The organism is Pseudomonas sp. UM16 (assembly GCF_050312595.1).
Lineage (GTDB): Bacteria > Pseudomonadota > Gammaproteobacteria > Pseudomonadales > Pseudomonadaceae > Aquipseudomonas.
Genome location: NZ_JBNPJT010000005.1, coordinates 232,461 through 246,033, shown reverse-complemented (window position 1 = coordinate 246,033; position 13,573 = coordinate 232,461). Strand labels below are relative to the sequence as shown.

General features: G+C 60.7%; 14 protein-coding genes. 4 read left to right on the top strand and 10 right to left on the bottom strand.

The window, feature by feature from the left end; all coding sequences use genetic code 11:
* Positions 1 to 81: 81 nt before the first annotated feature.
* On the top strand, positions 82 to 510 hold the full coding sequence (locus ACQRAX_RS08050; protein WP_412038901.1) for an acyl-CoA thioesterase: 429 nt from the start codon (positions 82 to 84) through the stop codon (positions 508 to 510).
* Between the two features lie 9 nt (positions 511 to 519).
* On the opposite strand, the gene ACQRAX_RS08045 is transcribed toward ACQRAX_RS08050, so the two are convergent.
* From ACQRAX_RS08045 to ACQRAX_RS08020, 6 genes are all read right to left on the bottom strand, one after another.
* Positions 520 to 1,176 carry a response regulator gene (locus ACQRAX_RS08045; RefSeq protein ID WP_412038902.1) on the bottom strand — a complete coding sequence of 219 codons (657 nt, stop codon included), beginning with the start codon at positions 1,174 to 1,176 and terminating at the stop codon, positions 520 to 522.
* Between the two features lie 118 nt (positions 1,177 to 1,294).
* Positions 1,295 to 2,110, bottom strand: coding sequence for a CheR family methyltransferase (locus tag ACQRAX_RS08040; protein ID WP_412038903.1), 816 nt, complete (start codon positions 2,108 to 2,110; stop codon positions 1,295 to 1,297).
* 295 nt (positions 2,111 to 2,405) lie between these two features.
* The gene (locus ACQRAX_RS08035) at positions 2,406 to 2,882 is read right to left on the bottom strand and encodes a glycine zipper domain-containing protein (protein WP_412038904.1); all 477 of its coding nucleotides are present in this window, start codon (positions 2,880 to 2,882) and stop codon (positions 2,406 to 2,408) included.
* A gap of 212 nt (positions 2,883 to 3,094) precedes the next feature.
* Entirely contained in the window at positions 3,095 to 5,431 is a 2,337-nt protein-coding gene (locus ACQRAX_RS08030; protein ID WP_412038905.1) for an FdhF/YdeP family oxidoreductase, read from the bottom strand.
* Positions 5,428 to 6,264 (bottom strand): formate dehydrogenase accessory sulfurtransferase FdhD, encoded by an 837-nt coding sequence (gene fdhD, locus ACQRAX_RS08025; protein ID WP_412038906.1) that lies wholly within the window; start codon positions 6,262 to 6,264, stop codon positions 5,428 to 5,430. Before fdhD ends, ACQRAX_RS08030 begins: the two co-directional genes overlap by 4 nt.
* A 92-nt stretch (positions 6,265 to 6,356) precedes the next feature.
* On the bottom strand, positions 6,357 to 7,244 hold the full coding sequence (locus ACQRAX_RS08020; RefSeq protein ID WP_412038907.1) for a LysR family transcriptional regulator: 888 nt from the start codon (positions 7,242 to 7,244) through the stop codon (positions 6,357 to 6,359).
* An 84-nt stretch (positions 7,245 to 7,328) separates the two neighbouring features.
* Between ACQRAX_RS08020 and lysM the strand changes: the two genes are divergently transcribed.
* On the top strand, positions 7,329 to 7,769 hold the full coding sequence (lysM, locus tag ACQRAX_RS08015) for a peptidoglycan-binding protein LysM (protein ID WP_412038908.1): 441 nt from the start codon (positions 7,329 to 7,331) through the stop codon (positions 7,767 to 7,769).
* Between the two features lie 3 nt (positions 7,770 to 7,772).
* On the opposite strand, the gene yrfG is transcribed toward lysM, so the two are convergent.
* Positions 7,773 to 8,435, bottom strand: coding sequence for a GMP/IMP nucleotidase (gene yrfG, locus ACQRAX_RS08010; RefSeq protein WP_412038909.1), 663 nt, complete (start codon positions 8,433 to 8,435; stop codon positions 7,773 to 7,775).
* 80 nt (positions 8,436 to 8,515) lie between these two features.
* On the opposite strand from yrfG, the gene nudE reads away from it, so the two are divergent.
* Together nudE and cysQ are read left to right on the top strand one after the other, a co-directional pair.
* The gene (gene nudE, locus ACQRAX_RS08005) at positions 8,516 to 9,082 is read left to right on the top strand and encodes an ADP compounds hydrolase NudE (protein WP_412038910.1); all 567 of its coding nucleotides are present in this window, start codon (positions 8,516 to 8,518) and stop codon (positions 9,080 to 9,082) included.
* On the top strand, positions 9,079 to 9,906 hold the full coding sequence (gene cysQ, locus ACQRAX_RS08000; RefSeq protein ID WP_412038911.1) for a 3'(2'),5'-bisphosphate nucleotidase CysQ: 828 nt from the start codon (positions 9,079 to 9,081) through the stop codon (positions 9,904 to 9,906). The genes nudE and cysQ overlap by 4 nt, the downstream gene beginning before the upstream one ends.
* Here the strand turns inward: cysQ and ACQRAX_RS07995 are convergent.
* Genes ACQRAX_RS07995 through ACQRAX_RS07985 form a run of 3 tightly spaced genes read right to left on the bottom strand, consistent with a single transcriptional unit; the run spans position 9,895 to position 13,570 of the window.
* Positions 9,895 to 10,350, bottom strand: a complete 456-nt coding sequence (locus tag ACQRAX_RS07995) for a YiiD C-terminal domain-containing protein (protein WP_412038912.1) — start codon at positions 10,348 to 10,350, stop codon at positions 9,895 to 9,897. The genes cysQ and ACQRAX_RS07995 overlap by 12 nt on opposite strands.
* Positions 10,347 to 11,759: a sigma-54-dependent transcriptional regulator gene (locus ACQRAX_RS07990; RefSeq protein WP_412038913.1), complete on the bottom strand. Its 1,413-nt coding sequence runs from the start codon at positions 11,757 to 11,759 to the stop codon at positions 10,347 to 10,349. The genes ACQRAX_RS07995 and ACQRAX_RS07990 overlap by 4 nt, the downstream gene beginning before the upstream one ends.
* Entirely contained in the window at positions 11,756 to 13,570 is a 1,815-nt protein-coding gene (locus ACQRAX_RS07985) for a sensor histidine kinase (RefSeq protein ID WP_412038914.1), read from the bottom strand. Before ACQRAX_RS07985 ends, ACQRAX_RS07990 begins: the two co-directional genes overlap by 4 nt.
* Between the last annotated feature and the right edge of the window lie 3 nt (positions 13,571 to 13,573).

Sequence of the window (13,573 nt, the reverse complement as noted above, 5' to 3'; positions counted from 1 at the left end):
AGGGGCGGCTTTTTCGTTCTCGGTATTTCTTCCTGATTGTGGGAAGCTTTTGTATTCCCGTCCCCACACGCTAGGCCAGTCATGTCCGAAATGCCCCAACGCCAAGACTATCCCCACCTGCAGCCAATCCTCACGCGCTGGCAGGATTGCGACCTCAATGGCCATATCGCCGGTGCCACGGTGTATAGCTACTTCGACACAACCATTCAGGCATTCCTTCTGCAGCAGGCCAACCTGGACCCACAGGAGGGCGAAGTGCTGGGCTTTGTCGTCAGTTCGGCGGCGGACTTTTTTGCCTTGCCGGCATTTCCAGACACCCTTGAGGTCGGTCTGCGGGTAGCGCGCCTGGCTGGCAGCTCGGTGGAGTATCAGTTGGGCTTGTTTCGCCTTGGTGAGATGCAACCTTGTGCGGCTGGCAAGGTAGTTCAGGTTTTCGTCGAGCGCGGCTCGGGGCGGCCAGCAACGCTACCTGCCGAGCTGCAAGCAGCGTTATCGCGTTTGCAAGGCTGAAGCGTATCTTCAGTCGTTCAGGCGAATAATCCCTTCGCGGACTGCAAACAATACCAACCCTGGCACGTCGTGAATCTGCAGGCGGTGCATGATTTGTGAACGATGCGCCTCGATGGTCTTTACGCTCAGGCCCAGGCCATCGGCAATCGAACGGGTGCTTTCGCCGCGGGCGATCAGGCGCAGGATTTCCAGCTGGCGGACGGTCAACTGCATGGCGTTGCTGCCAGGCAGGCGCTTGCGACTGTGTTTAACCGCTTGGCCAATGACCATCGGCAGAACTGCCGAGGACAGGTACTGGCCACCATTTTTCAGCGCCTGTAATGCCTGCTCCAGTTCTTGCACCGTGGCGCTATTGAGCAGAAAGCCATGGGCACCGAGCTGCAGGCAGCGCATGACAAAATCCAGCTCCGAGCGCGACGAGAGCATCAGCACATGGCTGGCGGGTGCGCGCAGACACAGCTCGCGCAGAATCTGCTCACTGTCCAAGGTGTCGGCGGTCATACCCAACAAAATCACATCGGGCTTGAGCTTTTCCGCCAAAGCAACTGCGGTCAGGCCATCGCCTGCATCACCGACTACGGCGTAATGTTTTTTTTGTTCGAGCAGCGCGCGCAGGCCAGCCCGAAAGAGCGGCGAGTCATCGGCAAGTAGAATTCGGCAGAGCATGGGTTCGAGCCTGTTTCGCAAGGGTTGGAAGGCGGCAGGTTTGCTCGGTCCGTATGAGCGCTGCCGCGACGGAGCATGATCAGTATTGAAAGTCTGCCGTCGGTGTCGGCAGCGCAGGTCAACATAGACGCTCGAACACCGAAGGAAGTATCGGCCGAATTGGTAGATCAAGCCCGTGTATGCTTTCACTGTGACCGATCAACAGCAGTCCGCCCGGACGCAATCGAGCCAGCAGCCGCTGTACGACTTGGTGCTTGTCGTCCTGACTGAAACAGCCGAGAAGATTACGTAGAACGATTACATCGAACACCCCGAGGTCATCGGGTAACGGCCGGATCAGGTTGATCTGCTGCACCCTGATGCGCTCCCGCAGACTTGTCTGTACCTGCAGGCGCCCGGCCATTTCGCCAATGCCCCATTGGCAATAGCGTTGCAGCCAGCCCTCAGGAAAGTACCGTGCCTGGGTAATGTCATAGATGCCGTGGCGGGTACATTCGAGCATACGCGGGCTTAGATCGCTGGCCAGGACGTGCCAGTTAGTATTGTGGGCGTGTTCGCTGGCAACCATGGCCAAGCTATAGGCTTCTTCGCCAGACGCGCAGGCAGCGCTCCACAGGCGCACAGGGCTGGTCTTGGTCGCCAGCCAGTGGGCGAGGAATTCGAAATGCGGATGTTCGCGAAAGAAGTAAGTCTCTTTGGCAATCAGCAGTTCGATCACGCGCTGACGCTCAACACCCTGGTCAGGCCGTGCGAGTAGGAGCATGTAATCGGAGAAGGTCGCCAATTGATAATGGCGCAGGCGCCTGGCCAGGCGGGCAGCAATGACTGCGCGGCGCTCAGAAAGCAGAATCACCCCTGATGCGCGTTCCACCAGCGACTGCAGCTCAAGAAACTGAGCATCGTTGAGCGCAGGTAAGCGTTTGCCTGCCGGCATATCAGCCTCTGCGGACAACGGGCAGTAGGGGCGGCGGTGCAGAATCGATGCGCATTCCCTGCGTCCATTGGCTGATTGGGGAATGTTCGATGATAGCTACTGGCTATTTTTGTCAGAATCGGGGTGGCCCCTAAGCCGTAGGTAAGGTAAGGGTATTGCCCTGGTGTGGGATTTCGCCAGGTCGGCGGCAGGTGTTGCCGGAACGGCTTGACCGGTAACGCGGGAGGATCATCGCTAATCCCTGCCCGGGAGGGCAGGGACTAAGAGATTGGCTTAAGCCCAGATGTGCTTAACCTTAACGGTGACGCCAGTGCTTCTTGTGCTTGCGATGGCCATAGTGATGGCCGCGGTCGTGGCGGTAGCGGCGGTCATCGTAGCCACGGTTGCTGTAGTGACGATCTTCCTTGTCACTTTCCTTACCCATGTAGTTACCCAGTGCGCCACCGGCACCACCGCCTGCAGCTGCACCGATGTAGCCGCCATTGACACCACCGACGCTGCGACCGATGGCGTTACCGCCCGCTGCGCCTAATGCGCCACCGATGGCCGCTTCGCCACGGCTGTGTTTGTTCGCACCGACAGCACTACCGGCTGCGCCGCCAAGGCCTGCACCGATTGTCGAACCGGTGCTGCCACCGATCGACTGACCGACTGCGGACCCTAGTACCCCACCCAATGCGCCGCCGATACCGGCTTCGGTGGTGCCACCTGCCGAGGCAACGCCACTGAGCAGGCCGAGAGACAACAACAGAATCGAGGAGTACTTCATCAAGAGAGCCTCATAAGGATGACGAGGCGATCCTGAGGCTGACGGAGGGGGCTGGCAATGGAAATCCGACGAGTAACACGAGTTGTACACAATTCTCTAAGTTACTGTTTTAACTATGAAACTTTCTCGATTTTTGGCTGTCTGAGTTTACTTGAGACAAGGCCCTGGCATCGCTACCAGGGCCTTTTTTTGTGCGTGTTGAACAGCGGATTCTGTCAGAGGATGCGCGCGTTGTCGCTCGCTGCCTGCAGTTTGATGGCGACAAATTTCGAGGTCGGCGTGTGGCTACCGTCACCGACGCTCTCCAGCGGTACCAGCGGATTCACTTCCGGGTAATAGGCTGCCGCCTGACCGGCGGGAATATCGAACGCGAGCAAGGTGAAGCCTTTGACCCTGCGTTCGCGGCCATCACCCCACAGTGAAACGATATCGGTCTTTTGTCCCGGGTGAAAGCCCAGGCGGAGGATGTCGGCTTCATTGACGAACAGTACGTTGCGTTGGCCCTTGACCCCACGGTAGCGGTCATCGAGACCATAGATGGTGGTGTTGTACTGATCGTGGGAACGCATCGATTGCATGATCAGATCAGGCACCTGGCCGGTTTCCCGTACGCGTTCGTGCAGAAGATCCTCAGGCAGCTGGTTGGCCTTGAAGTTGGCCAGGCCACTGGCGGTTTTCCACTGCCGTTGCCCAGCGCTATTGCCCAGGTAGAACCCGCCTGGGTGTTCCAGGCGCTGGTTGAAGCTGTCAAAGCCTGGGATGGTGTCGCTGATCAGGTCGCGAATACGTGCGTAGTCGCCGACCAACCAGTTCCAGTCCACCGGTTTCGCTCCGAGGGTGGCTGCGGCAATTCCGGCGATCACGGCTGGCTCTGAGCGCATCTGGCGCGACAGTGGCTGCAGTTGACCGTTGGAGGCATGCACCATGCTGAATGAATCTTCCACGGTGACCGCTTGCGGGCCTTCGGCTTGCTGGTCGATGTCGGTACGGCCAAGGCACGGCAGGATCAGTGCCTGCTTGCCGTGAATCAAATGACTGCGGTTGAGCTTGGTGCTGATCTGTACGGTCAGTTCACAGCTACGCAAAGCCTGCGCGGTGCGTTCAGTATCCGGCGTGGCTTGGGCAAAGTTGCCACCAAGGCCGATGAACACGTTGGCCTGGCCGGCGAGCATGGCAGCAATCGCTTCCACAGTATTGTGGCCGTTGTGACGCGGCACCTTGAAGCTGAATCGTCGCTCCAGGGCATCGAGCAGGGCAACCGGTGGGCGTTCGTTGATGCCCATGGTGCGGTCGCCTTGTACGTTGCTATGGCCACGTACCGGGCATAAGCCGGCGCCGGGTACGCCGAGATTGCCGCGCAGCAACATCAGGTTGGCGATTTCCTGGATGGTCGCCACAGAGTGGCGGTGCTGAGTGATGCCCATGGCCCAGCACATGATGACTTTCTTGGCTTTGCAGTACATCCGCGCAGCTTGTTCGATCTCTGCCAGGTTCAGACCGGATTGGGTCTCGATCGCTGCCCAGGCGGTGGCGTCCACCGCCTCCAGGTAATCACTAACCCCTTGGGTGTGCAGATTGAGGAATTGATGATCGAAGACGGCCGCAGCGTTGCTAGCCTGCGCCTCGCGCTCCCACTGCAGTAGGAACTTGGCCATACCCCGGAGCACTGCCATGTCGCCGCCCAGGGCTGGGCGAAAGTATGCGGTGTTGGTCGGGCGATCACCGTTGGTGAGCATTTCCAGTGGATGCTGCGGGTGCTGGAAGCGCTCCAGGCCGCGCTCCTTGAGAGGGTTGATACACACCACCTGAGCCCCGCGCTTGACCGCTTCGCGCAGCGGTTCGAGCATGCGAGGGTGGTTGGTGCCGGGGTTCTGGCCCCAGACGAAAATCGCATCGGCGTGTTCAAAATCGTCAAAGGTCACCGTGCCTTTACCGACACCGACACTTTGGCCCAAGGCTACGCCACTGGCCTCGTGGCACATGTTCGAACAATCCGGGAAGTTGTTGGTGCCATAGGCGCGCACAAACAACTGGTACAGGTAGGCCGCTTCGTTGCTGGCTCGGCCTGAGGTATAGAACTCGGCCTGGTCGGGGCTGGCGAGGTTATGCAGATGGCTGGCGATCAGCGCGAACGCTGCGTCCCAATCAATCGGCCGGTAACGGTCGGTGCTCGGTTCATAGACCATGGGTTCGGTCAGCCGGCCTTGGTACTCGAGCCAGTAGTCACTCTGGGCCAGTAGCGAGGTGACACTGTGGCGGGCAAAGAACGCGGCATCGACACGGCGCTTGGTCGCCTCCCAATTCACCGCCTTGGCACCGTTCTCGCAAAATTTGACCATGCCGCTTTCCGGCGAGTCGCCCCAGGCGCAACCGGGGCAGTCGAAGCCGCCATTCTGGTTGGTCTTGAGCAGGGCACGGATGTTCTTCAGCGCGTTGTCGCTGCCGATCCAGGCTTGGGCCACGCTGCGTAGAGCACCCCAGCCACCAGCAGCACCGTGATAGGGCTTGTAACGCGGGACGGGCTTCTGATCGGCTTGGTGATGCAGGCTCACGGGCAATTCTCCAGCACGGGGCTGAAGACCCGTGGTGCGCTGTGTTTAGGCAAATGGATCAGGTTCAGGTTGTGCCGACGCGCCCACTGCAGGGCCAGGCCGGTGGGCGATGACAGGCTGACCAAGGTCTGGATGCCGGCGCGCAGGACTTTCTGGATCAGTTCCAGGCTGCAGCGACTGGTGACAATTGCCAAACCGCCATCAAGGCTGATGTGTTGGCGCAACAGAGCACCAATCAGCTTGTCCAGGGCGTTGTGGCGGCCAATGTCTTCACGGCCCAGCAGCAGTTCACCCTGGTTGTTCATGAATAACGCTGCATGTACCGCACCGCAGTGCTGGCCCAAGGGCTGGAAGGCGTCGATACGTTGGCGCAGGCCGTCGAGCCATTGCGCGGGTGGAAGGGGCGCACCGGGTAGCCCCTGCAGTTCCGGTAAGGCCTGCTCCAGGGCTTCAACCCCACACAGGCCACAACCACTGGTGCCCGCCAGTTGTCGACGCTGGTTTTTCAGGTTCCAGAAGGCACGGCTGGCAATCTCTACTTCAGCACTGATCGCCGAACCGCGGCCGGTGAGCTTGAGGTCATAGATGTCGTCTGGAGAGGTGATGATGCCGCTGCCGAGGCTGAAACCGACGATGAAGTCTTCAAGGTCAGTCGGGCTGACCAGCATGACTGCCTGGCTAATGCCGTTGTAGGCAATGGCCAATGCGACTTCTTCGGCCAGCGCGGTGCTGGCCTGGCTGTCATCGGTCAGGTGGCTGTAGTCATAGTGATTGCTGGCCGCGGGCGCAGTCAGGGGGGCGGACGCCGCGCAGGCCGGAGGTTTTGTACGCATTAGAGATACCGGCGACTGGTCTGGATTAAGCCTAGGCTTGCGCTCGGTTATCGTCTAATCGCTAATGTTGATGCCTTGATAGATGGCGTCGATCAGGCACCACTTTGCAGGGCTTGAAATTCAGCCAGGCAAGCTTCGGCCAAAGCCGAGCGCGGCGCTGTGCGGCGCATGATCAGGCCCAGTGGCGCCAGGGTGCAGGCCTGCTCTATGGGTTGCAGGCGCAACTGTTCGGTGAGCACTTCCAGCCCTGCAGCCAGCGGCATGATCGCGCAACACAGACCACCGCGGACCGCTTGGACCAACTGATGGACGGCATCGGTCTGCAATAGCAAGCGCGGTTGCAGGCCGCGGCTGTGGAAATTGTGATCGATCGACTGGCGAAAGTGCATGCCGGCGGTCAGCAGGCCCAGGGGCAGTTCGGTCAATGCTTGCCAGCTTAAGGGCTGTTCGTCGAAGCGAAAATGATCTGGGTCATACATCAGCCCCATGCGCGTCTCGCCCAGGGGCAGCGACAGGAAGCGTTCGTGGTCCAGGCGCTCAAGGTAAGACACTCCCAGATCCAGACGATTACTGGTCAGCTGTTCGAGGATCTGCTCGGAGCTCAGTGCGCTGAGTTCGAAGTTCAGGTCCGGGTGATGCTGGTGCAGGCGTTGCAACAACGGCAGCGGATCGAAGCTCGACAGCGGCACCACGCCCAGGCGCAGGTTTCCGACCAGGTGGCCGCGACAGGCAGCAGCTTCGGCGTGCAGGCCGTCATAGGCGGCAATTACCGTACGCGCCCATGCCAGTACCCGCTCACCTTGGGCGGTGAAGCCTTCGAAGCGCTGGCCGCGGTTGACCAGGGCCAGATCCAGCTCCTGCTCAAGATTGCGCAGGCGCATCGACAGCGTGGGTTGCGTTACATGGCAGCGGGCGGCGGCTTGGCCGAAGTGGCGGGTTTCATCCAGGGCGATGAGGAATTTGAGTTGTTTGATGTCCATCGTCGCTCCTTGGCGCAAAGCAGGCGAAGCATTCTAACCTGTCCTAGACTGCAGGCTCCGAGATTCATAACCAAGGAGAGCGGTATGAGCATTTTCAGTTTCATCAAAGAGGCCGGCGAGAAAATCATCGACCTGCTGACGCCGGGTAATGCCAATGCCAGCGAGCAATTGCAACAGCATGTGGAAGCGGTTGGCCTCGGCAACCCGAACATCAAGGCCACTGTCGATGGCGACAAGGTGACGGTCACCGGTGAAGTGACCAGCCAGGAAGAGAAGGAGAAGATCCTTCTGGCGCTGGGTAACATAGCCGGCGTTGCTTCGGTAGATGATCAAATCACCGTGACGGGTCCCGTAGTAGCGGCAGCGCGTTTCGTCGTGGTGAAGAAGGGCGACACCCTTAGCGCCATTTCCCTGGCCGTGTACGGCAACGCCAATCAATACAACAAGATTTTCGAAGCCAACAAGCCGATGCTCAAGCACCCGGACAAGATCTATCCAGGCCAGAGCCTGCGCATCCCCGAGTAAACCTCAAAGCCCTTCGAGCAGCGTCCGGTAGTCCTCCACGGCGGCGAACTCCTCGGTATCACGCGGCCCTTTACGGCTGTCTGGCTGGCGCACTGCAAGCAGGTGCGCCACGCCAAAGTCGCGGGCACTGCGCAGGATCGACAAGGTGTCATCGATAAACAGGCTGCGCTGCGGGATAAAACCGATATCGGCCTGTAATGCGTCCCAGAACTGTGGGTTTTCCTTGGGGTAGCCGTAGTCATGGGAGCTGATCAGGCGTTCGAAATACGGCGCAAGTTCGACTTTTTCCAGTTTCAGTGACAGCGAGTCGCGGTGGGCATTGGTGATCAGAATCACCCGCTTGCCGGCCTGCTTGATCGCCTTGAGGAACGTGTCAGCGTCCGGGCGCAGGGCAATCAGATGGGCGGTCTCGAGCTTGAGATCGCGTACCGAAAGGTTCAGCTCGCGGCTCCAGAAATCCAGGCAGTACCAATTCAGTGAGCCGGCGTGCTGCTCGAACAATGGTTGCATTTCCAGCTCGGCCATTGCCCGGCTGATGCCGTGCAACTCGGCATAGCGCTGGGGCAGGTGTTCGAGCCAGAAGTGGTTGTCGAAGTGCAGGTCCAGCAGGGTGCCGTCCATGTCCAGCAGTACGGTGTCGATGGTGGGCCAGGCTAAAACGGGCATATGAAATTCTCGGACAGTCAGGGCAACAGTGGCCGGGCAAGCCACGGTATAGTAACCCGTTCACGCCCAGGAGCCGCCCCATGCGCCAAAAACCTACCGTACTCTCCCGCGAGATTGTCGCCAGCAGCCGCCTGTTTCGGGTCGAAGCGGTGCAGTTACGCTTTGCCAATGGTAACGAGCGTACCTACGAACGACTTGTGGGCCGTGGTAACGGTTATGGCGCGGTGATGATCGTGGCCATGCTTGATGCTGAGCATGCGGTGCTGGTTGAAGAGTACTGCGGCGGTACTGACGAATACGAGCTGTCCTTGCCCAAGGGCCTGATCGAGCCCGGTGAGGATGTATTGGCTGCGGCCGACCGCGAGCTCAAGGAAGAGGCGGGCTTTGGCGCCCGTCAACTTGAGCACCTGACCGAACTGTCGCTGTCGCCAGGCTACATGAGCCAGAAGATTCAGGTGGTGTTGGCCACCGATCTGTATGAAGAACGCCTGGAAGGCGATGAGCCAGAGCCAATGCGTGTCGATAAGATCAACCTGCGTGAACTCTCGGCCCTGGCCCAACACCCGCAGTTTTCCGAAGGCCGCGCACTGGCGGCGCTCTACCTGGTGCGTGACCTGTTGACCCTGCGTGGGGCATTCGGCGCATGAATGATCAGCAGTTGATGCACCAGGTGGTTGAGTTGGCACGGCAGGCGGGTCAGGTCATCCTGCCGTTCTGGCGCGCCGATGTAGCGGTGACTACCAAACTTGATGAATCGCCGGTTACTGCTGCCGATCTGGCTGCCCATGAGGTGATCGCCAAGGGCCTGCAGGCGTTAGCCCCGCAGATCCCGGTGCTGTCTGAAGAAGACTGCAATATTCCCTTGAGTGAGCGTCAGCAGTGGCAGCGTTGGTGGCTGGTCGATCCGCTCGACGGCACCAAGGAGTTCATTGCCGGTACTGAAGAGTTCACGGTCAATATTGCCCTGATCGAGCAGGGCCGCGTGGTGTTTGGCGTCGTGGCGGTTCCCACCAATGGCCGTTGTTACTTTGGTGGCCAGGGTATTGGCGCCTGGTGCGCCGAGGCCAATGCCGCGCCGCAGGCCATCCAGGTTCGCCTGGCACCCCCTGCGGGTACAGGGTTTACCGTGGTGGCTAGTCGACGGCATTCAAGCCCGCAACAAGAAGCCTTGCTGGCGGGGTTGAGTACTGCGGTCGGTGAATTGCAGCTGGCCAATATAGGCAGTTCGTTGAAGTTCTGCCTGTTGGCTGAGGGGGCTGCCGACTGCTACCCGCGTCTGGCGCCGACGTCCCAGTGGGACACCGCAGCCGCCCAGGGGGTATTGGAAGGCGCGGGCGGTGTAGTGCTCGGGCTCGATGGCCAGGTGTTTATCTACCCGCCGCGCGAGTCATTGCTCAACCCCCACTTTCTGGCCTTGCCGGCGGCTGCGCCGTGGCGCGAGCGTCTGTTGCAGCTGGCTTCAGCGATGTAGCACATACTGGCCGCTGAACAGCACAGCGGCCTCATCGTTACCGGCGTTGCTGACCTGCGTATGCAGGTTCAGGCGCGCGCGACCACGGCGTTGGTAGGTGGCAACGAAGCGTTCCCAGACTTTCTCCTCCGGTGCCTGGCAGACGGCGATGGCGGCACCGGTCACCGGCAGCGGATAGCTGATCTGCCCTTCCTGAATGACGATATGACCGTCGTCGATTCCCGCTTCACGCAAACGCAAGTGCAACCAGCCCCAACCGACCAGCACCGCGGCGCAGTACAAGCTGCCACCGAACATGGTGCTCTTGTGGTTGACGTTGGCGGCCAGCGGCAGTTGCAGACGCAGTTGATGCTGCTGCCAGTCGAGCACTTGCAAACCCATCTCGCGGGTCAACGGAATGTCGCTGTGCAGCACTGATTCCAGGTAGTGGCTGTCCGTGGTCATGGGCGGTTGTCCTCCAGATCATCAGCACTGCTGTTGCTGTCAGCGAAGCTCAGGCCATGCTTGCGCAGTTTGTCATGCAGGGTCTTGCGTGGAATCCCCAGGGCCTCGGCCAAGCTGCGCATAGAGCTATGCGACTGGGCCAGTTCGGCGGCAATCAGCGAGCGCTCGAAGTGTTCGACCTGTTCGCTGAGGTTACCACTGCTGGCAATCACAGGATGTTCCTGGGAATGTGGCGGGGCTTCACCATCGAGCGCCAGTTCCAGTCCGAGGGCGAAGCGCTCCGCGGCATTTTGCAGTTCACGCACGTTGCCTGGCCAATTGTGGCGTAGCAACAGCGCGCGCTGCGGCGGTTGTAGGGCGTGAGCCGGCAGACCATGGCGCTCGCTGGCAGCATCGGCGAAATGCTGGAACAGCACCAGGATGTCATCACCACGCTCGCGCAGCGGCGGAATCCGCAGGGGGGCGACGTTCAAGCGGTAGTAAAGGTCGGCACGGAAGCGGCCCTGGTCGGCAGACTGACGCAGGTCTTCCTTGGTGGCGGCAATGATACGGATATCCAGCGGGATCTGCTGATTGCCGCCCAGACGCTCGACCACCCGTTCCTGCAGCAAGCGCAGTAGCTTGACCTGGACATCCAGGCTCATGCTCTCGATTTCGTCGAGAAACAGCGTGCCGCCATTGGCGAACTCGAACTTGCCAATCCGGCGTTTCTGCGCGCCCGTGAAGGCACCGGGCTCGTGGCCGAACAGTTCACTTTCGACCACCGATTCGGCCAAGGCGCCAGCATTGATGGCGACGAAAGGACCGTCGCGGCGGCTCGACAGGTCATGCAGCGCACGGGCTACCACTTCCTTACCCGCCCCCGTCTCACCGAGGATCAGCACGTCGGCGCGGGTGCCAGCCAGGGCACCGATCTGCTCGCGCAGGCGCTGCATGGGCGACGATTGGCCAACCAGGCGCGTACTCAGCTCCTGGCGGTCGCTCAGGGCCAGGCGCAGGCTGCGGTTGTCCAGTACCAGGCGCCGCAGGGCCAGGGCGCGGCGCACGCTGTCGAGCAGGGCATCGCTGGCGAAGGGTTTTTCGAGAAAGTCATAAGCTCCGGCACGCATGGCCTGAACCGCCAGGGGCACGTCGCCATGACCGGTAATCAGTAACACCGGTAGATCTGGGTCTTGGGCCTGCACCTGTTGCAGCAGCTCCAGGCCATCGATGCCGGGCATGCGGATATCGCTGACCAGCACGCCTGGCCAGTCCGAGTCGATGCGTGCGGCGAGGTTCTGGGCATCGCCCAGGGACAGAACTTTAAGACCGGCAAGATCCAGGGTCTGGCTCAGCGCCTGGCGCAGGTGAGGGTCGTCATCGACCAGAATCACCTGTATGCGGCTGTCAATGAGCGGCTCGGTCGTCATGCCGATGGGTCCTCCGAGGTTTGCAGGTTGGCGCCGGGTTTGGCCATGCGCAGTTGCAGGGTAAGCAGGGCGCCACCTTCCGGGTGGTTGCCAAGCAGCAACTCGCCGCCCAGCGCGCGCATCAAGGTATCGCAGATCGCCAGGCCCAGGCCAAGACCCTGGGTACGTGTTTTGGTGGTGAAAAAGGGTTCGCGGGCACGGGCCAGCGCTTCGCTGGTAAATCCTGGACCGTTGTCACGAATGTACAGGTAGACGTTGCCATCGCGCTGTTCGGCACTGAGCATGAGCCGGCGTGGGTTGGCTTTTTCGGTCAAGGCATCGAGGGCGTTGGCCAGCAAGTTACCCAGCACTTGGCGCAAACGGGTCTCACCAGCCTGGACCCAAAGGGTCGCGTCCGGCAGGTCGCGCGCCAACTCCACGGCCATGGCCCGGCGACGCTTGGCCAGCAGCGCCAGGGCGTCATCCAGGGCCGGCTGCAGTGCCACACTTTCCGGGGCATGGCGGTCGCGCCGGGCGAACGCACGCAGGTGAGCAATGATCGAAGCCATGCGCCCGGTCAGCTCGCTGATCAACTTGAGGTTGCTGCGGGCGTCATCGGTGCGCTGATGGTCGAGAAGGATTTCGGCATTTTCCGCATAGCTGCGAATGGCCGCCAGCGGCTGATTTAGCTCGTGACTGATACTCGCCGACATGGTCCCCAGCACCGACAGTTTGCCCGCCTGAACCAGCTCGTCCTGGGCTCGCACCAATTCCTGCTGGGCTTGCTCGCGCTCCAGTACTTCACTTTTCAGGCGACTGTTGAGGCCTTCGAGGTCGGCGGTGCGTTCAATCACGCGCTTTTCCAGTTCCTGGCGCGCGTGGGCCTCAAAGTCGATGCGATCCATGTAGTGGCGTCGGCGTTGCATGATCAAGCCAAGCAACAGCATCAGCACCAGCAGGGCGGCGGCACCGATCGCTACCACGGTGTTCACCGAACGGTCGATCAGGGTCCGCGGCGCGAGGATACTGACCTGCCAGCCGGTCTCCTCAATAGCCTGGGTCTGGATCAACCAGGCTTGTTCGTTGAGATTAAGGGGCTGCGGTGCCTGGGTCGGATACGGCTGGATGGCGGCAATCGCTTCACGTTCGGTATCGGTCAGTGGCCGCGTGGCGCGGAAGCGCCAATCTGGGCGCGAGGTCAGGATCACCACGCCGTTGTGGTCAGTCAATAACAACTGCTCGGGGGTTTTACCCCACAGGGTTTCGGTATGGTCCAGGTCGACTTTGACTACCAGGGCGCCAATGATCTCGTCGCCGTCACGTACGGCAGCGGCAAAGAAATAGCCACGTTTGGCCGATGTCGTGCCCTGGCCAAAGAAACGCCCCAGTCGTCCGGCAACGGCTTCGGTGTAGTAAGGCCGAAAGGCGAAGTTTCGGCCAATGAAACTATCGTGTTTGTCCCAATTGGAGGCCGCCAGCGTGTTGCCTTTGGCATCCATCAGGTACATGACTTCGGCGCCGGTCTGAGTGGCAATGTCCTTGAGCAGGCGGTTGGCGTTGGTCAGGGTTTCCAGGCGGATTGGATCGGCCAGTACCGCACGCAAGGCGGGCAGGTCGCCGAGGATCTGCGGCAGAGTTTCATAGCGGTGCAAGGTGCCGAGCAAGTTGGCGACGTACAGGTCCAGGGTCTGGCGGTTCTGGCCGGCCAGTTCGCCCTGGTAGTAGTGCTTGGCCAAGTGCTGCAAGGGCCAGAGCAACGGCGCCAGGCATATCGCCAGGAGCGCGAGGCTGCGCCATCGAGGGCGGCGGGGTAGCGGTGGAGTCTTGGTCATCGT